General features: G+C 29.2%; 22 protein-coding genes. 15 read left to right on the top strand and 7 right to left on the bottom strand.

What is annotated here, in order from left to right; translation table 11 throughout:
• Positions 1–1101, bottom strand: coding sequence for a DNA alkylation repair protein (locus tag B3N22_RS14225; protein ID WP_286908153.1), 1101 nt, complete (start codon positions 1099–1101; stop codon positions 1–3).
• A 180-nt stretch (positions 1102–1281) separates the two neighbouring features.
• Between B3N22_RS14225 and B3N22_RS14220 the strand changes: the two genes are divergently transcribed.
• Entirely contained in the window at positions 1282–2349 is a 1068-nt protein-coding gene (locus B3N22_RS14220; RefSeq protein WP_286908151.1) for a sugar ABC transporter substrate-binding protein, read from the top strand.
• Positions 2350–2364: 15 nt separating this feature from the next.
• Positions 2365–2988 carry a DUF488 domain-containing protein gene (locus B3N22_RS14215; RefSeq protein ID WP_238904198.1) on the top strand — a complete coding sequence of 208 codons (624 nt, stop codon included), beginning with the start codon at positions 2365–2367 and terminating at the stop codon, positions 2986–2988.
• 32 nt (positions 2989–3020) lie between these two features.
• On the opposite strand, the gene B3N22_RS14210 is transcribed toward B3N22_RS14215, so the two are convergent.
• Positions 3021–5051 carry a penicillin-binding transpeptidase domain-containing protein gene (locus tag B3N22_RS14210; RefSeq protein WP_238904201.1) on the bottom strand — a complete coding sequence of 677 codons (2031 nt, stop codon included), beginning with the start codon at positions 5049–5051 and terminating at the stop codon, positions 3021–3023.
• A gap of 156 nt (positions 5052–5207) precedes the next feature.
• Here B3N22_RS14210 and B3N22_RS14205 point away from each other — a divergent pair, with 156 nt between their 5' ends.
• The 6 genes from B3N22_RS14205 (at position 5208) to ppaX (ending at position 9670) form a co-directional block, all read left to right on the top strand.
• Positions 5208–5432, top strand: coding sequence for a TIGR04540 family protein (locus B3N22_RS14205; protein ID WP_021802393.1), 225 nt, complete (start codon positions 5208–5210; stop codon positions 5430–5432).
• Positions 5433–5539: 107 nt separating this feature from the next.
• Positions 5540–5737, top strand: a complete 198-nt coding sequence (locus tag B3N22_RS14200; RefSeq protein ID WP_021802392.1) for a hypothetical protein — start codon at positions 5540–5542, stop codon at positions 5735–5737.
• 122 nt (positions 5738–5859) lie between these two features.
• Positions 5860–7017 carry a beta-N-acetylhexosaminidase gene (gene nagZ, locus B3N22_RS14195; protein WP_286908148.1) on the top strand — a complete coding sequence of 386 codons (1158 nt, stop codon included), beginning with the start codon at positions 5860–5862 and terminating at the stop codon, positions 7015–7017.
• Positions 7018–7105: 88 nt separating this feature from the next.
• Positions 7106–7495, top strand: a complete 390-nt coding sequence (locus B3N22_RS14190; RefSeq protein WP_286908146.1) for a bacteriohemerythrin — start codon at positions 7106–7108, stop codon at positions 7493–7495.
• 52 nt (positions 7496–7547) lie between these two features.
• Complete coding sequence (locus B3N22_RS14185) at positions 7548–8963, top strand: glycogen synthase (protein WP_286908144.1); 1416 nt, start codon at positions 7548–7550, stop codon at positions 8961–8963.
• Positions 8964–9022: 59 nt separating this feature from the next.
• Positions 9023–9670 carry a pyrophosphatase PpaX gene (ppaX, locus tag B3N22_RS14180; protein ID WP_286908142.1) on the top strand — a complete coding sequence of 216 codons (648 nt, stop codon included), beginning with the start codon at positions 9023–9025 and terminating at the stop codon, positions 9668–9670.
• A 48-nt stretch (positions 9671–9718) separates the two neighbouring features.
• Here ppaX and B3N22_RS14175 read toward each other — a convergent pair whose 3' ends face one another.
• Positions 9719–10987, bottom strand: coding sequence for a D-alanyl-D-alanine carboxypeptidase family protein (locus B3N22_RS14175; RefSeq protein ID WP_286908140.1), 1269 nt, complete (start codon positions 10985–10987; stop codon positions 9719–9721).
• A gap of 121 nt (positions 10988–11108) precedes the next feature.
• Between B3N22_RS14175 and B3N22_RS14170 the strand changes: the two genes are divergently transcribed.
• The gene (locus tag B3N22_RS14170) at positions 11109–11726 is read left to right on the top strand and encodes an NUDIX hydrolase (protein ID WP_286908138.1); all 618 of its coding nucleotides are present in this window, start codon (positions 11109–11111) and stop codon (positions 11724–11726) included.
• On the opposite strand, the gene B3N22_RS14165 is transcribed toward B3N22_RS14170, so the two are convergent.
• Complete coding sequence (locus tag B3N22_RS14165; protein ID WP_286908136.1) at positions 11723–12457, bottom strand: type 1 glutamine amidotransferase; 735 nt, start codon at positions 12455–12457, stop codon at positions 11723–11725. The two genes, B3N22_RS14170 and B3N22_RS14165, sit on opposite strands and share 4 nt — an antisense overlap.
• A gap of 11 nt (positions 12458–12468) precedes the next feature.
• A complete protein-coding gene (locus tag B3N22_RS14160) occupies positions 12469–13824 on the bottom strand; it encodes a Mur ligase family protein (RefSeq protein WP_286908224.1) in 1356 nt (451 codons plus the stop codon).
• Between the two features lie 216 nt (positions 13825–14040).
• Here B3N22_RS14160 and B3N22_RS14155 point away from each other — a divergent pair, with 216 nt between their 5' ends.
• From B3N22_RS14155 to B3N22_RS14135, 5 genes are all read left to right on the top strand, one after another.
• Positions 14041–15819 (top strand): tetratricopeptide repeat protein, encoded by a 1779-nt coding sequence (locus B3N22_RS14155; RefSeq protein WP_286908134.1) that lies wholly within the window; start codon positions 14041–14043, stop codon positions 15817–15819.
• Between the two features lie 62 nt (positions 15820–15881).
• A complete protein-coding gene (manA, locus tag B3N22_RS14150) occupies positions 15882–16859 on the top strand; it encodes a mannose-6-phosphate isomerase, class I (RefSeq protein ID WP_286908132.1) in 978 nt (325 codons plus the stop codon).
• Positions 16860–17488: 629 nt separating this feature from the next.
• Complete coding sequence (locus tag B3N22_RS14145; RefSeq protein ID WP_238904219.1) at positions 17489–18355, top strand: undecaprenyl-diphosphate phosphatase; 867 nt, start codon at positions 17489–17491, stop codon at positions 18353–18355.
• Between the two features lie 305 nt (positions 18356–18660).
• Positions 18661–19758, top strand: a complete 1098-nt coding sequence (locus tag B3N22_RS14140) for a 6-phosphofructokinase (protein WP_073016907.1) — start codon at positions 18661–18663, stop codon at positions 19756–19758.
• Positions 19759–19898: 140 nt separating this feature from the next.
• Positions 19899–20678 (top strand): serine hydrolase, encoded by a 780-nt coding sequence (locus B3N22_RS14135; RefSeq protein WP_286908129.1) that lies wholly within the window; start codon positions 19899–19901, stop codon positions 20676–20678.
• A 123-nt stretch (positions 20679–20801) separates the two neighbouring features.
• On the opposite strand, the gene B3N22_RS14130 is transcribed toward B3N22_RS14135, so the two are convergent.
• Together B3N22_RS14130 and B3N22_RS14125 are read right to left on the bottom strand one after the other, a co-directional pair.
• A complete protein-coding gene (locus B3N22_RS14130) occupies positions 20802–21119 on the bottom strand; it encodes a hypothetical protein (RefSeq protein WP_286908127.1) in 318 nt (105 codons plus the stop codon).
• A gap of 267 nt (positions 21120–21386) precedes the next feature.
• Positions 21387–21704 carry a hypothetical protein gene (locus B3N22_RS14125; protein WP_286908125.1) on the bottom strand — a complete coding sequence of 106 codons (318 nt, stop codon included), beginning with the start codon at positions 21702–21704 and terminating at the stop codon, positions 21387–21389.
• Positions 21705–21892: 188 nt separating this feature from the next.
• Here B3N22_RS14125 and B3N22_RS14120 point away from each other — a divergent pair, with 188 nt between their 5' ends.
• Positions 21893–22084 carry an aspartyl-phosphate phosphatase Spo0E family protein gene (locus B3N22_RS14120; RefSeq protein WP_286908123.1) on the top strand — a complete coding sequence of 64 codons (192 nt, stop codon included), beginning with the start codon at positions 21893–21895 and terminating at the stop codon, positions 22082–22084.
• The last annotated feature ends 69 nt before the right edge of the window (positions 22085–22153 follow it).

The raw sequence follows: 22153 nt of genomic DNA, 5'->3' as shown, positions 1-22153 counted from the left end.
TTACTTAAGGATTAGAGTATCTTTAGAAACTTCATTACCATTTATGAGAAGAGTTATAGAGTGCTCTCCAGGATAATGTTTACGTGTAGTCAAATCTTTAAAGCTATGAGTACGCCTGCCTTCTATATTAATATCTTTTGAAATTTCTTTATCTGATAGAAGAAAGGCTTTGCTGGATTTTTTACCTTTAGCTTTTATAAAATCTATCTTATATTCTATTCTAATTTTAGTTTTTCTATTTACCTCAAGTTTTAAATCGTAATGAAGGTCACAGCTATCTCCTATGGTTATGTTATAAGGATTTATTTTCAGTAAAGCTTTTTTTATTGAAAAATCATTGCTGCCATTAAGAGAATAACCGAAAAGTTCAAGAGCTTTTGGATGCGACCTTTTTATTAAAGTTCTACAACCATGTCTTATTATCCAATCGGTATTAGAATTTACACCTTTCCAAGCTAAAGCTGTTTCTAATACTAAATTAGGATTATCTTTTGAGATATCATTTAAATTATTACTAACGCTTTTTCTTACATAAAGTGATTCATCACTTTTTAATATTTCAAGTACAGATAAAACTGGAATAGGATCTGTTTTAAAAATTGGAAGAGACATTCCCCAAGGTAGACGGGGCCTTAAACCTTCACTAGCTAATCTTCGAACATGTTCATTTGAACTATTAGCCCAAGATTTCATTTGGACTATCATAACTTCAGGCTTTTTAAGTATAAAGGGTCTAACAGCAAATTCAGATGATGACTTAATTGTGAATCTTTCAAGTGCCTTCATTGATAGGGACCAATATTCATCATTTTGACCATATACTTCAACAAAGTCAGGGAAAAATAAATAAGGAAATCCAACACAAGATTCATCAATAGAGAATAATATATCTAATGCTTTTTCGTATTCAGTTGGGAGATGTTCACCTAGTGCAAGAGTTATCTTACGAATTCTCTCTTTTAGCTCAAGACTTTCCCAAGAATTGTCCATTACTGTATGTATAAAACTATCTATATTAAATTTATCATATACTCTATGTATTTTTTTAGCAAAATTACTAAGGAAAGTTTCATCGTACATGTATTTTAAAGGAGTTGGCATTATATCACCTCTTATAATTAGTTATCTTTATTATAAATCAAATAACATGACAATAGTACGTCATATTATTTAAAAGTGCATTAAATTATAATTAATAAAAATAAATAATTTTGTAAAGTAATAAATGAATACAAAAAGAGTATTCTATGTATTAAGGAGTAATTATAGTTAGAGGTAAAAATGTATATATCACTACCAGATACTTTTTTAGTACCAATTCTTTATATTTGTAGCGAGATATTAGAAATCAAAGCAGTGGAATTATATGAATACAACTGGAGAAATCAATTTATAGATAGATATATTGGAAACAGACAAGGATCAATAGGAGTATCATTACCAAGTGAAATACAGAATAGGTGGGCAATAGATGGAAGAGCTATGGAAATGCAGGCTGATATGTTAGGAGTGCCACTTAGAGTTACTATAGCTGAAAATAATGCTAACAGGCAAAATGAGCAAATAGATGAGATGATAGATCAAGGTGTTCAAGTTCTAATAATAGCTCCTATAAATTCTAAAAGCTTAGCCCCTGTACTTGATAGAGCAAAAAAGGCTGGAATTAAAATTATAGCTTATGATAGATTAATACTAGATGCAGATATAGATGCATATATAACATACAGCAGCTTAAGGGTTGGGCAGATTCAAGGAAGATATTTAATAGAAAAAGCTCCAAGAGGAAATTATATAATTCTATTTGGGGACCCAGCGGATAACAATTCATCTCTGCTTAGAGAGGGAGCTATGGAGTATATAAGACCTCGTGTACTACAAAGATATATAAATATAGTAAAAGAAGCACCAGTTATTGATTGGAATCCATTAAATGCATATAATATAGTTAAAAATGCACTTGTAGAAAATAATAATAATGTAGTTGCAATATTATCCCCTAATGACAATATTGCAAGTGCTGTAATTAGAGCATTGGACGAGCAAGGGTTAGCTGGAAAGGTATTAGTAACAGGTCAAGATGGAGAGTTAGAAGCAGCTCGAAGAATTGTAAATGGTACCCAAAGCATGACTGTTTTTAAAGATAGTAGAGAACTTGGAAAGGAGGCAGTTGATCTTGCTGTAAAACTTTCAAAAGGAGATCCTGTGGATGCTAGTACAACTGTTAATAATGGAAGAAAAGATGTTCCAACTATTTTACTCACCCCTGTGTTAGTTGATGAAAATAATTTAGATAGGGTTTTAATAGACAGCGGATATCTTGATAAAAATCAAGTTTACCAAAGATATTAGTAAGGAGTATAATTTATGAAAATTTATACAATAGGACATTCTAATTATTCTGTTGAAAAGTTAATAGATATGCTTAAAATTTTTAATATAGATTGCGTAATAGATATAAGGGGAACACCCTATTCAAAATACAATGTTCAATTTAATAAAGAGACAATAAGAAAAACACTTACTGATAGGGGTTATTTATATATCTATATGGGTAAAGAGTTTGCAGCTCAAAGAATGAATAGAAGTTCTTATACAAAGGAAGGCTATGCAGATTTTGAAAAAGCTATGAGAGATGAACATTTTTTGGAAGGCATAAAACGATTAAAAAATGGTTTAAATAAAGGGTATAAAATAGCTTTGATGGGAGCTATGCAAGATCCTATTAATTGTCATAGAGCAATACTAGTAGGAAGAGCTTTAAGGGAAAAAGGCTTCGATGTTAAACATATATTACATGAAGGAACATTAGCTTCTCAAGATGAATTAGAGGAAAGAATTTTAGAAAAATATTTCAGCACTAGAAATCAACTCACAATTGATGCTCTATTAGGGCAAGAGCCAACTAAAGAAGAGCTCATAATAGAAGCTTATAGGAAAAGTAACAGAGAAATTGGTTATAGAGTAGAAAAATTAAAAGATAAAAAATAGCTATACATTTTAATATGCATAGCTATTTTTTATTATGAACCTAAAGAATATTGAAGAACATTTTTAACTTTAGGTACAAGGTAATGTGTGCCTCCTATGGATTTAGTATCTTCCATCATCATTGCGATTACCATTTTAGGATTATCCATGTTTATTCCAACAAACCAAGAATTCTCAGTGCCTGCAGTATCTCCTTGATTTAATTTTATTTCAGCTGTACCAGTCTTTCCACCTATGTTAACTCCATTTATTTTAGCTAAATTACCTGTAGCTTCCGGACTATTTACAACTGCAATTAAATCATTTTTTAATATATCTATGTTATCCTTACTTATAGCATTTTCTTTCCATATCTTTTGAGGATTAGAATCACTAATTTCAATTATAGGATTCATTATATTACCATTATTAACTACTGCGCTATACATTAAAGCAGCGTGTAAAGGTGTAATTAAAAGTTCCCCTTGTCCATAAGCTGTATCTGCAAGAAGTTCATCGGTTTTTAAGGAATTGTCACTAGATATTTGATTTTTTGCCATAGGGTATGGGAAAGGTAAATCTTCACCTATACCAAAAGATTTAATTCCTTCTACAAACTTATCCTTGTCAACTTTTAATGCTTGTTGTGCAAAATAAATATTGTGTGAGTATATAAAAGCATCTTTAAGATTTACAGGTTTTCCAGGATCAACTGTAGTAGTTATAGTTTTGCCACCCCAAGAACTGTCTTTTTGCCAAGATGCTCCCTTAATATCTAATGCTTCATCTGGTTTTATAACTCCTTGATCTAATCCAATAGAAGCTGTAACAAGCTTAAATATTGAGCCTGGAGCATAGGAATTATTAAATCTGTTTACTGAAATATTAGACCAAGTTGAATCTATTTGTTTCTTCAATGTATCAGATCTATAAGTTACAAAAATGTTAGGATCATAAGAAGGTGAGCTAACTAATGCTAAAACTTCACCAGTTTTAGGATCTAGTGAGGAAGAAGCACCTTTTTTACCGCTCATTTCAGTATAAACTTTTTGTTGTAGTGGTAAATCTATAGTAAGTTTTATATTTTCACCAGGTGATGATTCCTTCTGAAGTATTGTAACATCTTTACCATCTCTTGTTGCGGTTAACTTAAATCCATCTGTTCCTTTGAGTCTTGTTTCAAAAACTTGTTCTAAACCAGCTTTGCCAATATTACTAGTAGAACCGTAACCTTTATCTGAACTTTTTTCAAGCTCTTCTGCAGTTATTGGAGCAGTATATCCTATTAATGACCCTATAGCTTCTCCTCCATTATAGATTCTTGAGGAAACCTCCATATATTGTACACCAGGAAGGCTGGTAGCTTTTTGAATTTTTTCTTTATCATTTAAGGAAATTTTAACTAGTGGAATAAACTCATCTAGCTTATTTTCAGCATCTTTAAACTTATCTTTTATAAAGTCAATACTTAAATCAAGTATTGAGGATAGGGCTTGTATATTAGAATCTTTAGCTGTAAGAAACTTACGTGGATGTATTCCAACAGAAGCCACTTTGCCGTTTGAAGCTAGCTTAGTTCCATTTCTATCCATAAGTTCTCCTCTGACAGCAGTTATTCTTTGAAATTTTACCTTTTCTCCTTTTTCTAATTCAGGAAGTATAAGTTTTTCACTCCACTTAATTTTCCATGGATTAGATTTATCATTTGATTTAGTTAAATCTAGTGAATAGTCAGGGAGGTCTATTTCACCAAAATCACTGTTCATTGATAATGTAAAAGGGATACTAACTGTACTTTCTTTAGTTTTGTCTACAGTAGATAACTCCTCAGAGGATATAGATATGTCTTTTGATCCTAAACTTCCTAATATATTAGTATACTTATTTACAAAATCATCTTCGCTAATATATGATTTTGAGTCTTCATCTAATAACGTATATATTGATTTGTAATCTTGTTTGTTTAAATAATCTTTTAAGTTATTAAAAACTGTTGATGGTTTCTCTTTTTTTGAACATCCGAGAACCATTACAGAAATTAGAGATATAATTAATAACAAAGATATTTTTTTGAAATTTTTCACTTTACTTCCCCCTCAATAAATTAGTCTAACTTAAGTTTAACATAAGATATTAAAAAAAAACAATTTTATAACTTAAGAAAAATATAGAAGTAAATTGAAATTTAGAATATTATAATATATAATATTCTAAATTAATGAAATACAAAGGAGTTTAAAATGAGAACAGTATATAAAAACCCAAAGGAATTAGCAACATTTTTAAAGGATTCAATAGACTCGTATTTAGAAAATCTTATTACCTATGAAAAGTTAGAAGAAAGAGTAAAAAAGATTATTGATTCTAATGGGGAGAGAGTGTATAAGAATGGAATAATATCTCCACAACTTGCCAAGGTTTTAGGAGATTCAAGGATAGAAATAATGGATAAAATAGCTAAATAATACAAGACACCTTAGGGTGTCTTTTTTTACGAATAAAACGAATATGAGAACAAATGTTTGCATATACTTTTAATATAGTTTATAATATATTAAAGAGGTGATTAGTAATGGATATAATAAAAAAATCTATAGAAAATCATAAAGCTGTTACAATTATCTACATGGGTAAAGACAATAATATAACTAAAAGAAATATAGATGTATTAGGTGTAAATGATGAAAATATTAAAGCCTTTTGCCACTTAAGAAATCAAGTTAGATATTTTAAAAAAGATAGTATTTTAGCAGCTGAATACACTCATTAGAGTGTATTTATTTGTGAAATTAAAATGAAATAATTCAGTATGCTTATGATATTTTAGCTGAAAGTATAGAATAAACAAAATATACATAACCTAAGGAATATTAATAGTGAGGAGAATAAAGTATGAATAGATTACTAAAAGTTTTTCTTTCTTTTGTATTGATATTAACCTTAGGGGGATGCAGTATAGCCAAAGATGAGGTTCAAAATATAGATTCTTATCAAGATGTAATAAAAGACAAAGTAAAGAACATGTCTATAGAAGAAAAGATTGATCAGATGATGATGTTATCCATTGATAATGTGGTTGATAACGGGAAAACAATAAGGTTCACCAATGTGAATGAAGAAACTAAAAATTTTTTGAATAAGCATCAGTTAGCTGGAATTATATTATTTGAGTATAATATGGTAAATAAAGATCAGACCCAAAAGTTAACTAAAGATATTCAAGCCTTAAGCAAAGATAATAAGTTTTTTATAGCAGTAGACCAAGAAGGTGGAAAAGTAAGCAAAATACCTACGAGCAATAAAACAAAAAGTGCAAGAGAAATAGGAAATACGAAAGACTCTAAAAATGCATTTATAGCTGGAAGCACTATTGGAGAAGATTTTGAAACTTTAGGATTAAACTTAGATTTTGCACCTGTAATGGATGTTGATACTAATCCTAAAAATCCAGTCATAGGAAATAGAGCTTTTAGTAGTGACGAAAAGGTTGTAGCTGAGTTTGGAGTTGAATTTATAAAAGGACTTAAGTCTAAGGGAATATTAGCTACTGCTAAACATTTCCCAGGACATGGTGATACATCAGGAGATTCTCATAAAGAGCTCGTTAAAGTAATTCACGCAATAGATAGAATTGAGAAAGTTGAATTATATCCATTTAAAAAAGCTATAGAAAATAATGTGGATATGATTATGGTAGGGCATATAATAGTGCCTGCATTAGATGATGATAAAACCCCTGCAACTTTATCTAAGGCAATGATAACGGACTTATTAAAAGAAAAAATGGGGTTTAATGGAGTTGTTATAACTGATGCCTTTAATATGGGAGCTATAGCTAAAAACTATAATATAAAAGATGCAGTTGAAAAATCTATTAATGCAGGAGCAGATATTATTTTGATGCCAGTTACAGTAGTTCCAGGCGGGAATGAAAAAGATTATGAGGAACTTGTAACTTATATAAAAGATAAGGTTATAAAAGGAGAAATATCGGAAGATAGGTTAGATGATGCTGTTAGACGTATTTTGATTTCTAAGGAAAAGATTTAGATAATGAAAAAGATTGTAAATTTTTGATGAATAAAATCACTGAATAATATAATTGTAGTATAATACTGTAAGGGAGAGTGGTAGTATTATGGTACATTGGAAAGAGGAATATGTAATTGGTGTTGAACTTATAGATGAACAACACAAAAAGCTAATCGAAATAGCTAATAAAGTTTATGAATTGTTAAAAAATGATTTTTTAACAGATAAATACGATAGGATTGTTGAAGTTATTGAAGAACTTGCAAATTATACAGTATTTCATTTTAAGTCTGAAGAAGAATATATGCTTAGTATAGGGTATAAGAAATTTTTATCTCATAAGGTAGAGCATGATGAGTTTATTAATAAAATAAATAGTTTTGATTTAAGCAAGATAGATGAAAGTCAAGAAAAACATCTAATAGATATATTAAACTTCATTATTACATGGATAGATGAACATATTATCCAAAAAGATAAACTAATAAATTCTTAATATTTATAAAAGGGCTGTAGGGCTCTTTTTTTATCTAAAAGGGAGTGAATTTATGAAAGTTTTATTTGTAACTGCCGAAGCATATCCTTTTGCGAAAGTTGGAGGTCTTGGAGATGTAGCTTTAGGACTTCCTAAAGCTTTAAGGGACAGAGATATTGATATTAGAATTATAATGCCTAAGTATAAATTTCCTAAATACTATCGTAAAAAAATTAAAACCTTAGCTAAGTATGAGACGTTTATAGGGTGGAGGACAGTTCCTTGTGTATTAGAACATTGTAATTATAAAGGAACAGAGTATTATTTTATAGATAATCCGGATTATTTTTATAGAGAAAAAGTGTATGGTTATGGAGATGATGATGAAAGATTTATATTTTTTTCTAAAGCAGTATTGGAAGGGATAAGATATATAGAGGACTTTGTACCAGACATATTACACTGTAACGATTGGCATTCATCTATGGTTATACCATTAAAAGATATTTATTATAAGGAAGATAAATACAGAAATATTAAAACCCTCTTTACTATTCATAATCTTGCTTATCAAGGGCAGTTTGGGAAAGATACTCTTTGGATGCTTGGAATAGATGAAGAAAGGTATTATACTGAAAAAGAACTAAAGCATAATGAAGGAATTAACTTTATGAAATGGGCAATTAATAAAAGTGATATGGTAACAACAGTAAGTCCAAGTTATTCGAAAGAGGTTAAAGAAAAATATTATGGATTTGGTTTAGAGAAGGTTTTGAAAGATAAAGATGAAAACTTTTTAGGTATACTTAATGGAATAGACTATAATCTATTTAAAGTTCCTATAGAGAATGGAACTATACAAGATTTAATTAAATATAAAAAAATAAATAAAAGAAAACTTCAAGAAAAGTTAAATTTAGTTGTAGATGAAAACACACCTATAATATCTGTAATAAGTAGATTGGTAAACCAAAAAGGAATAGGTTTATTAATATCTAATATTCATGAATTAATTGATAGGGGTATGGAAATAATTGTTTCTGGAACTGGAGAAAGCTATTACGAAGAAGCATTAATGGAATTAGAATCAAGATACAAAGGAAGAGTAAAAACTATAATTGATTTTAATATAAATTTAGCTAATGAAATATACTTATCTTCAGATTTGTTTTTAGCGCCCTCAAAGTTTGAACCTTGCGGATTGACTCAAATGATATCTATGAGATATGGTACTATTCCTATTGTGAGAGAAGTAGGCGGATTAAAGGATAGTGTAAAAGAATTTAATTTTTTAACGGAAAAAGGTAATGGATTTGTTTTTAAGGAATTTGAATCAAGGGATATGTTAGATAGTTTAGATAGAGCTTTAGATGTATACAGAAATAAAAACTTATGGAACAAGGTTGTAGAAAATGCATTTTACTCAGATAATAGTTGGAATAAGGGTTCAAAAAAGTACAAGGATATATATGATAAGTTGAAGAAATAGGGGTTATAAGGTATAGTTATATTTATTGAGGATAACTTTAACGAAAGAAGGGGATTTTTATGATAAAAGCAGTTTTGTTTGATCTAGATGGAACAATACTTGATACTAACGAGCTTATTTTAACTTCTTTTAGAGAAGCATTTAAAAAAGTATTAGATATCGAACCTTCAGACGATGAAATATCAAGACTATTTGGGAAACCGTTAGTTCAATCATTGATACCTTATACTGAAGATAAGTTGGAGGAATTAGTAACTACTTATAGAGATCTTAATGATGTTAAACATGATACTATGTGTTATGCATTTCCAGAAGTGAAGGACATGCTCCAAGAACTTAAAGGAATGGGAGTTAAACTTGGTATAGTAACGTCTAAAAGAAAAATAATGGCAGATAGAGGATTAAAAATAGCAGGAATATATGATTTGTTTGATGTAATTATGACACCTGAGGCTACGGAAAAGCATAAGCCAAGTCCAGAACCAGCTATAGAGGCTTGTAGATTATTAGGAGTTGATCCTTATGAGGCTATAATGGTGGGTGATGCAACTTTTGATATAATCTGTGGAAGAGATGCAGGGTGTAAAACTATAGGAGTCAGGTATACAGTGGTTCCAATAGAGGAATTAATAGGCACTAATCCAGATTATCTTATAGATAGTCCTATTGAGATAGTTAAGATAATAAAAAGTTTAAAGAAAAAATAGTGTAAAATGAAATGCCATAGCTCGATTAGAGTAGCTATGGCATTTATTTTAAAAATATCTTCTTTTTCTACGTCTGCTTTTTGCAGTTAATAATAAATATGTTAAAGTAAATACAACTATTAAAACACCTAAAGTAATCAAATAGGTTACTATGTTAGTTTTAATAAGAGTAAAGGTATTTATATTTATTTTTCCTATATATTTTTGATTATAATCTCTAATAGAAAAGTTAACTTCAGTTTCAGGCTTAGCGGCTAAAGACCAGGCATCTTTTCCTTGAACATCAACAGCTACAGTACCTTCATTTTTGTTAATATCATTATCGTATATAGTTATGTCTTTATCAACTAAAACACTTGCTTCAACTGTTTTCTTTGGTCCAAAGAATTTGAATGCCTTATAATCAACGTTAACTTTAGCAACTTCGGTACCAGAAGAAATGTAGGAAGTTTTTTCAGCAGCATAACTATAGTTTATTAAAGATTCCATATCTTTAAATACTTGAGGATTATTAATATCTTTACCAGAGTTTAAAACAACCCCAACTATCTTTCTTCCATCTCTTTCATATAAAGCAACTAAACATCTTCCTGCTTTTTTGGTAAAACCAGTTTTACCACCTATACATCCATCGAGACCTAAGTTTTCATTTCTATTGTCAACTTTAAACTCCGCAGTTTTGTTTATAGTTATAGTAGCTTCTTTTGTTCCCATTACTTCTTTTACCCAATCATTATGGTAAGCAGCTTTTCCTATAGTAGCTAAATCAAAAGCGGTAGTGTAATGACTATCTCCATTTGGACCATCATCAACTCCATTAGGTGTTACAAAATTAGTGTTTTTAAGGTTTAATTCTTTAGCTTTATCATTCATCATCTTGATAAAGTTGTCAGATGTACCCCCTACAGCATCAGCAACCATGTAAGCAGAATCATTAGCAGAGTATAATAAAAGTGCGTTCATAACATCTGCTGCTGTCATAGTCCCACCAATTGGTATGGGTTGGAAATTAGTATTTAAAGAGTAGGCTGGCTGAGCCTTTGCCTCCTCAGTATATTTAATATCATCATTTTTAGATTTGTTTTCAGCAAATAGTAAAGCTGTCATAAGTTTAGTAGTACTTGCTGGATAAGCCTTTGCATCAATATCTTTAGCATATATTATTTCGCCGGTTTCATAATCAATAGAAATAGCTGAGGTTCCTTTTATACTTGGAGCTTGTAGTTTTTCTACAGCATGGGCTTTAGTTATAAAAGGAGAAATTATTGTTAAAGATAGTGTTAATACTAAAGTAGAAATTAAATTCTTGCGTTTCAAAGTGTCATCTCCCTATCGTATTAATATTTTTAAAATTATACTTTTAAATTTTGGCATTTATAAGTATAACATTATTATAGTATAATAACAACTGTAAAAATAATTACCAAGGAGATACAAAATGGATACAAAATCAATAAAAACATTGCTACAGAATAGAGTACCAAAAGAAATTGGTAGTTATAAAAGAACTTCGGTTATGATTCTTTTATACGAAGAAAATGATGAGATTTATTTGATATTAGAAAAGCGAGCGTTAAATCTAAGACACCAACCAGGAGATATTTGTTTGCCAGGAGGAAAGATCGAAGAGGGAGAAACTCCTATAGAGGCAGCTGTTAGAGAAACGGTTGAGGAGCTTGGAATAGATAAGGAAGATTTAGAGGTATATTCGGCTATGGATTATCTTATTACACCTTTTTCAGTAATAATGTATCCTTTTGTAGCTAAAATAAAGGAGCTCAAGGATACCTATAGTAAGGATGAGGTAGATTCATTAATTAAGATACCATTAAAGTTTCTACTAGAAAATGAACCTATATATCATGAAGGTGAGTTAATAGTAGATAGGGGAGAGGATTTTCCTTATGATCTCATAAGAGGAGGAGAGGGATATAAGTTTTCAAAATGTATGTATGAAACCTACTTCTATATATGGAAAGATGAGGTTGTATGGGGGCATACTGCTAGAATTATTTATGCACTTATAGAACTCATGAAAAAGAATAAACCAAGTTAAGCTGGTTTATTCTTTAAAGAGTTTATTACATTTTCTTTAGCTTTTAATTCAAAGGAATCATTTAAAGGAGTAAGATCTATTTCAATTCCTTTATGAGCTAAAGCATTTTTAATTAATCTATCAGCAAATTCAGGATTTTTAGAAAGAAGTGGACCATGAAAATAACTTCCGTAAGTATTTTTATAAATACATCCTTCCATACCATCTTCACCGTTATTACCATAACCTGTGATGCATTTTCCAAGAGGTTTTAATCCCTCACCTAGATAAGTTCTTCCAGAGTGGTTTTCAAATCCTACATAGGTCTCATTAAAATCTTCATTATGAATCATAGTATTACCTATAAACCTATTATCTCCACCTTCTGTATAAAGGTCTAAAATATTTAATCCATCTAACTTTTCTCCATTTGGTGCAGAATAATATTTTCCTAAAAGCTGATATCCACCACATATAGATAAAAAAACTTTTCCATTCTCTATATAATCTCTTATGGCATCCCTTTTTTCTCCTGTTAAATCTCTTGAAACAATGGATTGCTCATAATCTTGACCACCACCAAAAAATACTATATCATATTCATCTTTCATAAAAGGTTCATCTAAAGAGAGATTTATTATGTTTACATTAATTCCTCTTTTTTCACATCTGTGTTTTAATATTAATATGTTTCCTAAATCACCGTATACATTCAATAAATCAGGGTAAAGGTGACAAATATTTATTTCCATAACTAAACCTCCTACCAAAGTTTTTCTATATATCCTTTTGAGTGAAGATATTTTCTATAATTAATCATAGCAGTGTAAGTAGCTAAAATATAAATATTTTTACTTTCACTAGCTAATATAGAACTTGTAAGTCCTTCATAATCCTCTTTAACTATAAACTTTTCATCATTAAGACCAGCTATTTTAAGTCTTAGAGCCATATCATACATTCTTATTCCGGAGATGAATATATCCTTTAAGTTAAGAGTGTTTAATTTTTCAAAGTGAACATCCCATATCCAAGATACATCTCTACCATCAGCGTAATTATCATTAAGCAAAAAGGCTGCTGAGAACTCGTCTTTATTAAGACAAAGAGTATCTATAGCTTGATTATATCCAGCAGGATTTTTAACTAATATTATTTTAATTTCCTTATTGTTTATGGTTAATGTCTCTTGTCTACCAAAACTTGAGGATTGATTGCCTAGTGATTCAATTATTTTTTCATCCGTTAAACCAAGTTCTTTAGCAATAGAGTAAGCACATAAACCATTGTAAATATTATAAACACCAGATTGAGTTAAAACCACTTCATTACCATTAAAGGTTATTTTGGAACTATCTGCAGTAAGTTCTAGAATATTATCAACACTATACTTAAGGTCTTCTCTCTTAAAATCACATTCTGGACAATAATAATCACCTAAATGATTGTAGGTAATAAAATTATAAGAATAAGGAGCTTTACAGAACTTACAGAACTTAGCATCAGCGTTTATATCTATTTTATTATCATCATTAACAGAAGCGTTAAAGCCATAATAAACTTTAGGATTAGGTAGATCTAATCGTCCAAGTAGGGACTCGTCTCCATTTAGAACTAAGGTGCTGTTTGGAACCTTCTTAATTCCTTCAAGAATTTTTTCTAAAGTTGTATAAACTTCGCCATATCTATCTAATTGATCTCTAAATAGATTAGTTATTGTAATTATATCAGGGGAGATATGTTCAGTTATAAACTTAACATTAGCTTCATCAACCTCAATTACAGCATATCTTAATTCTTTAGAGAAGAACTTGTAGTTTTCAACAAAACATGAAACTATTCCAGATAACATGTTGGCTCCGGTACTATTAGTAATTACAGAAAGACCATTATTTTTTATGATATTAGTAATCATGGAAGTAGTAGTGGTCTTACCATTAGTACCTGTTACAAGGATTACTTTATAATTTTTAGCTATATCTTTTAATATTCTTTTATTTAACTTTAAAGATACTCTACCAGGAAAATTACTTCCTCCCTTAAAGAGCTTCTTCGATAAAAATATTGTTGTTTTACCGGCTATTATACTAATTAAAGACTTAATATTAATTTTGCCCACCACCTTTAAAAATCTTTTAACATAATTTATATACACTAAAATTTTCAATTAATCAATCTTTTTAGATTATTGACTATAATATATATTTTAAATCTAATTAGAAGTATAACATAATGGATAATTTATATAAAATAAATTTGTACAACAAAATTTATAGCTTTTTAAGAAGTATTTTGTTAGAATCTACTTAGGAATTATGAAATTTTAGGAGGAAATATGGATAATTTCAAGGAAAACCTATACATGATTAAGGATAAGTGTAAGAAATTAATTAAAACACTTTATAGTAAATATAATAAGGCGGCTGAGAAATGGAGTTTCTTAAAATCTAAAACATTTGTAGGGATTGTAGTAGCAGTTTTATGTATTGTTATTTTCTCCACAGTAGCTAACCTTAAAAAGGGACGATTAACCATTGCGAATAACAAGGCAGAGGCTCTTTTTTATGAAAGAGATTTTGAAAATTCTTTAGTTGAATATAAAAAGATACAAGAAGATGATAAATGGCCTATATGGACAGTGAAAATGGCAGAGGTATACTCAGTTAAAAGAGATTACGAGCAGTCAAATAATCTATTAAAGGAAGCAATGGAAAAAAGAAATGAACTTATGGTTTCAAAAACTGAAAAACTTATAGAGAAGGATAAAGAGTTCATAAATCATGTAGTTTTTACTTATTTCATGAATAAGGATTATGATGATGCACTTAAAATAGGTGAGGAATTTTTAAATACATATGAAGGGTACAAACCTTTAATAAAAACCATGTATACAGTATATATGGTAAATGGTGAAAAAGATAAAGCAGAAGAGTTAGTTAAAGAATATCCTGTTGATGAGGAATCAGCTTATGATATGGCTGTTTTAGCTAAGATGCAGATGATTCTAAATGATTGGGACAAAGGATTAGATACATTAAAAGAAGCTTGGAATAAGGATAAAGATGAGCAGAAGGTTTTTGATATAATAGCTCAAGAAGCTGCTTATAATAAGAATTTTATTTTAGAGAAATTGGTTGAGAGAGTTTCTAAAGAGCCAGAAGAACTTGCGTACAAAATGTGGATTGCTAAGGTTTATTCTATGTCTTCTGTATCAGCAGATATGGCAGACAAGTATCTACAAGAGCTAGAAGGAAAAGATGTTGGTAAAGTAAATATAAAAATAATTAAAGCTAAAAATTATGAGAATTTAGGAGAAAGTGAAAAAGCAGCAGAGTTATTAGGCGAAATTACAAAAGAAAATAAAAACTCCTACATTGCATACCATACTGAAGCTTGGAATTATTACGAAAAAGGTGAATATGATAAAGCTTTAGAAATGGCTGATAAAAGTATTTTAGCTAATAAGGATTACCCAGATAATTACGGATTTTTAATACCTGATGTAATGATGAAAAAAGGGAATACAGAAGAGGCAGAGCCATATTTTAGAACAGCTCTACTTAAGGAACCGTTTAATTTCAATATAATGGTTAAAATAGCGGACTTCTATTGGTATACAGCCAAGGATAGTAATGCAGCATATGAGTATTTTAATTTAGCATCATTAGTAAAACCTATGGATTCAGAAGTTAATTATAATATGGCTATGATTAAAGTAACCAACAATGAAATGGATGCAGCAGTAGAATTATTAAAAAAATCAATTTCTTTAAATGAAGCAATTCCTAAATATCATAGAACATTAGGAACGGTATACATGAATAAAGAAAAATATACTGAAGCTATAAAAGAAGTTAGGTATGCTTATTCTGCAGATAAGGCAGATCCTCTAACTTTAAATAATGCAGGCTGTTTTTACATTTCTATAAATGGAGATTTAGATAGAGGAATGATAAACTTAAAGGCAGCATTAGATGGGAAAGATTCAATTAATGATGAAGAAATAAAAAAGGCTATAGAGGATAATTATAATAAAGCTAAAAATCTTTATGATGAATTTCAAAAAGAAACTGGAGCATCGCTACCTGTCCCTGAATTTACCTTGTTTTATTAATTAATAGTGGAATTTTATTGGATTTTGTATTATGCTAAAATGAGATTAAAGGAGGTATGTACATGTATCCAATTATATTTGAAAATTTGTATTATGATAGAATATGGGGAGGAAGAGAGTTCGAGAAATTCAGAGATAATCTTCCAGAAGGTGTTATTGGTGAGAGCTGGGATATAGCATGTCATCCAAATGGAACTGGAATAGTTGCAAATGGTGAGTATAAAGGAATGACTTTTACTCAATTAATAGAGGAAAAAGGAACAACTTTATTAGGAACAGAAATCAAAGGAGATAGATTTCCTCTTTTATTAAAACTTATAACTTCAAACGATAGTTTATCAGTTCAAGTTCATCCTAATGACGAATATGCATTGAAAAATGAAGGAGATTTAGGAAAAACTGAAGCTTGGTATGTAATAGATGCTAAAGAAGGTGCAAAACTTGTTGTTGGAACAAAAGACTGCACAAAGGAACAATTTGCAAAAGTCATAGAGGAAGGAAATTTAGAAAAGTATCTAAATGAAGTTCCTGTAAAGCCTGGAGATATGTTTTTTGTGAAAAGTGGATTAGTTCACGCTATTGGAGAAGGCGTATTAATAGCTGAAATTCAACAAAATAGTGATACTACTTATAGAGTATATGATTATAATAGAGGAAGAGAAATTCATGTAGAAAAAGCTTTAGATGTAATAGATTTTTCACTTAAGGGAGAAAAATCTAATGGAATTACAGTAAAATATGATGGATATGAAAAAACTTATCTTTCTTTATGTGAATACTTTTCTATTGAAAAATACGATATAAAAACTGAAGTTAAAGAGGTAAGTGATAAAGAAAGATTTTATCTTTTAACTTGTGTAGAAGGAAATGGTGAAATACATTATGAAAATGGGGATTTAACCATTACTAAAGGAGATTCAGTTTTTATTCCGGCAACATTAGGAGAATACAGTGTTAAAGGTAATTTAAAAGTTTTAAAATCTTATGTTCCAGATGTTAAAAAAGTTGAAGAAGAGCTTTTAAATAATATTAGAGGATAATATATAGAAATGACACCTAAAAATAGGTGTCATTTTTCATATAAAAATATTCTAAAGAGGAAGGGGAAGGATGTACGTGGTATATGAAAAAATAAAGAACAAATAAGATTAAACTAACACCATTATAAATAATTTATTATACATAGATAATCTTTCGACTAAATACAAATAAATCACTACCTATAACAATGGTTCGTTCCACCATATAAAATATTTACACAACCCTATATAACCTCACGGCTATATAACATCATTACAACACCTTATATGATGTTAGCTAAACCCTATATGATAAGTTGGAATATTAGTATAATAAGAAGTTTTAGTTTCCGACTANNAAAAACACTTTTCCTAACCATATAGAATTCACTAGATCAAATATAAATCTGAATCAACTTATACTCAATTCTAGCAAGCTTAAATAAATCTAAAAGAATCATTTAAGTATTGGCTTAATCATTATTTGTTCCATGCTATTATATTAACCAGAATTAGTTTTTATATTCTGGAAAGTTATGGAGAATAATTAGTAACATATTTATTAAGAAACTTTCAATAAGATGGACAAGCAAAGTCATAGGTTCTATAATTAAGTTTAGATTATAAATATTAGGTTAAGGAGAGAAAGAATGGGAATTGATTATTTAGTTATTTTAAAAGCTATAGTTATAGCAGTAGTTGAAGGAATAACAGAATTTATACCAATATCATCAACAGGTCATATGATATTAGTTGGGAACCTTATAGATTTTAAAGGTGAATTTGCAGATATGTTTGAAGTAGTTATTCAACTAGGTGCTATTTTAGCTGTTGTAGTTCTATATTGGAAGAAGATATACACTACTGTATTAGAATTTTTTAATTTTCTTTTTGGTGGGAAAAAAGAAGCTAAAAGAGGATTTGATTTTTGGATATCGGTTTTAATAGGTACAATCCCTGCCATTATATTAGGTTTTGCATTTCATGATCTTATTAAAGAAAAATTATTTTCAACAAAAACAGTTGCTATTGGATTTATAGTAGGTGGAATTCTTTTAATATTAATTGAAAATAATTTTAGAAGAAATCTTAAATACAAAAAAAATGTTACAAGAGATATAGATAAGATATCTTTTGTTCAAGCTATAAAAGTTGGTATATTTCAATGCCTTGCTATGTGGCCTGGTATGTCAAGAAGTGCATCGACTATTATGGGAGGATGGGTTTCTGGTTTAAGTACTCCAGTATCGGCAGAATTTTCATTCTTTTTAGCAATACCAGCTATGATAGGAGCATCAGGTCTTGATTTAATAAAATATAAAGGATATGCAACTATGACTTCAACTGAATGGTTAGCTTTAGCAGTAGGATTTGTGGTGGCATTTCTAGTAGCTTTACTTGTTATTGAAGGCTTTATTGCATTTTTAAAGAAAAAGCCAATGAGAATTTTTGCTATTTACAGAATTTTTGCAGGAATAATATTAGTAGCATTAATAGCTACAGGTGTAATTAAATAGATTGAATAACTATAAAGAGTATAAATAGATTTTGTTGAAATTATTATTTATGCTCTTTTTATTTAAAATGCATACAATATAAAGTTAAAAAAGGATATGATTCATTAATATTTAACAATGAAAAGAGATGAAAAATGTCTTTGCACTTTCAGAATATTATGATATCATTTAATTGTAACAATAGTCTGAAAATTTGCAAACGTTTTGCAAAAAGTCCTTTGAATAGTTTAAACATTAGAAAGTTTATAGTACTTTCAATGCAATATAAATTTAAGAATAACCTACAGAAGTAGAGGGGGATTAATATGGTACAAGGAATCAAAAAAATTGCACTACTAACAGGAGGCGGAGATTGTCCGGGATTAAACGCTGTAATTAGAGCAGTAACTAGAACAGCAATATTAAACTATGGGTATGAAGTTATAGGGTATAGATATGGGTATAGAGGACTATATAATAATGATTATGTTCCTTTAACATTAGAAAGTGTATCAGGGATTCTTCATAGAGGAGGAACTATTTTATATAGTTCAAACAAAGATAACCTTTTTGATTATACAGTAGAAGAAAATGGAGCCATGGTTAAAAAAGATGTTTCTGATGTAGCTGTAGAAAACATGAAAAAAGAAGGCGTAGATGTTTTAGTTGTTATAGGAGGAGATGGGACTTTAACTTCTGCAAGAGATTTTGCAAGAAAAGGTGTTAAGGTTATAGGAGTTCCTAAAACTATAGATAATGACTTGGCATCAACAGATATAACTTTTGGATTTAACACTGCTATAGGAGTTGCTACGGAGGCTTTAGATAGACTTCATACAACAGCAGAATCACATCATAGAATTATGGTTTGTGAAGTTATGGGAAGAAATGCTGGATGGATTGCATTAGAATCAGGAATAGCTGGATCAGCAGATGTAATTTTAATTCCAGAAATACCATACGATATAAATAGAGTTGTAGATAAGATAAATGAAAGAAAGCAAAATGGTAAACCATTCTCTATAGTTGTCGTGGCAGAAGGTGCTAAGTCAAAAGATGGAGATGTGGTGGTAGCTAAAATAGTTAAAGATTCTCCAGATCCAATAAGATTAGGTGGAATTGGGAATAAATTAGCAGAAGATTTAGAGAGTATAATAAAAGAAAATGAAGTTAGATGTACAGTTTTAGGTCATGTTCAAAGAGGCGGTATTACTTCACCATTTGATAGAATATTATCAACTAGATATGGAGTAGCAGCTGCTGATTTAATTAGTAAAGGAAAGTTTGGAAATATGGTTTGCTTAAAAGGAAATCTTATTTCATATGATTCTTTAGAAAATGTAATTGGAGCTAACAAAAATGTAAATCCTACCGGTGAGCTAGTAACTATAGCTAAAAAAATTGGTATTTCTTTTGGAGATTAAAATAAAAGCACTAATTCCCCAATGGAATTAGTGCTTTTCTAAATTTAAAAATAATTCTAATAAATGTTAAAATACTTCAAAATTTTCTGACAATATGTTATAATATATGTAGCAGAACAGAATGGAAGCTGGAGGGTATTATGAAAGAGATTAAGAGATATTTAGAATCAAGAATAGGTAATTATAGTTTCTACTTTGAGGATTTACATTCAGGATACATGTATAGTTACAATGAAAACGTTCAAATGGTAGCGGCTGGATGTATGAAGTTGCCAATAGCTGTATCATTAATAAAATCTGTTGAGGAAGGCAGATTTACATTTTTAGATAAAATAAAGATTGAAAGTAAAGATAAAGTTTACGGTACTGGTATAATCCATGAGTTTAATGAGAGAGAATACACTATATTTGAATTACTAGTAGCTATGCTAATACAGAGTGATAATACTGCTGCTAATAAAATTATTGATTTAGTAAGTATGGAAAAAATCAATAAAGATATTAAAGAAATGGGATTAAGAAGTACTATTCTTAATAGAAAGACCACAGATGAAAGATCAAATCAAAGTGAATTAGAAAACATAACTTCAGCATATGACCTTTCAAAGATATGGAAGCATTTATATAACGGAACTTTCTTAAATAAAGAAAATAGTACTATGGTTATAGATATTTTAAGAAGACAGCAGATAAAAAATAAATTAGCATTATATATATCTGATGATTTAAAATATGATATATCATCTAAAACAGGGGATAAAAAAGGTGTAGAAAATGACACTGAACTTATCCAATTATCCAAAGGAAATTTTGTTTTCACAATTCTATCTATGGATATACCAAACAGTGTTTACGGAACCGTTACTTTAGCAAAATGTGGTAAGATGATGTGGGATAATGTAATGAATAACTGGCACTAAGCCATGAAATACTGATAACTCCTAGGTTCTAGGAGTTATCTTTTTTTGATTTTAGCCAAACGTCACAAATCCGTCACAAATTTTATTTTTTAGAGAAATTTTATATCCTTAATAAGGATTCTATTAATATCCAGAATCATCAAGTTGAGATAAAAAGTAATCTCTATCAATTGGTGTCATTGCTATGACCTGGTCAATAAAAAGGGTGAAAGTAAAATCGGTATAATTAGTTTTTACTCCATTATTATTAATAATTATTACATCAGTGAGTGAAATTTGACTAGATATATAATTACCTTCTGGATCTTTATAAGGTTTACCAATAACTTGTCCAAACGAAGTTAAGAAAAGACTATCAGCATAGTCGTTTGCAATTAATAACGCTAAAAAGGAATATTCTTTTAAAGTACATTTTGTTTTTAAAAGTTCATTATATTCCATAGTAACACCACCTTTTAACAAAATTTTACCATAAGGAGATACATAATACTAGACAGAAGAAATTGATTGTTGCTTGTAATTGGGAAAATAAATAGAGACAGTAGAAGAACATAAAATCAAGTTAATTTAATTAGCAATTTTATTTTACTTGATAATGTAAAATATATGATATTAAAAAGAATCATACCGTAGAAGCCTAGTTTACTACAGGTATGATTCTAAAACAGTAAATATCAAAGCAAATTTAAAGATGTTTATTAGTACCTTTTAAGAGATATATGCTTCTCCATCACCTATAATAACAATTCTATGCTCTGGCTTTAATGATATCAAATTGAATTTTTGAGATTTAGGAGGTAGGCGTATAGCTTGTTGTGCTATCTGATCTTTATCATAAATTTGCAAAAAAATAGAACCTTTTTCAGATATATTTTGAATATAGTAAAGATTACCTTCTGAAAAATTAAAGTCGGATACTTTATAAACTCCCTCTTTAAAGGTATTTGATTTTGGAACAGCATTAGCTTTATATGGAGTTAAAAATAAGAACAAAAGAATTAAAAAAGTACTAGTAAATTTCCTCATATGCATAGCCACCTTTCATCTTATTTTGATAATATAAAAACTTAAATATTCATAAACTGAAAAAAATATTAAAAAATCATCTTAAGAAATTTATGAAATAACTTAACAAAAGTTTCAGTTTATTTTAAGAAAAGAGCTGTATTATATAGATAATCGAATATTGATGAAAATTTGAGAGGAGATTGAAGATGATAAGAATATTTTCGATAATAGAGAGAAAGAGAAGAAGTTTACATAAATCTATCAATACTTATGGAATTAGTGATAATAGGGTATTAACTAAGAGTAGAGAGCTTGATAAGCTAATACTTATAGAGCAAAGGAGAAGGTTATGTTTATTAAATACTGCCAAGTATTTCAATGCATGTGCAGAGAAGTAAAGGATATTATTAAAGGTTATGATGTTGTATGCAGTGGAGAGTGTTATAATTGTAATGAGTGCAAGGACT

Origin of the sequence: Clostridium sp. UBA1652 (assembly GCF_002320975.1) — a bacterium.
GTDB lineage: Bacteria > Bacillota > Clostridia > Clostridiales > Clostridiaceae > Clostridium_T > Clostridium_T intestinale.
This window is presented reverse-complemented; position numbering and strand designations above follow the sequence as displayed.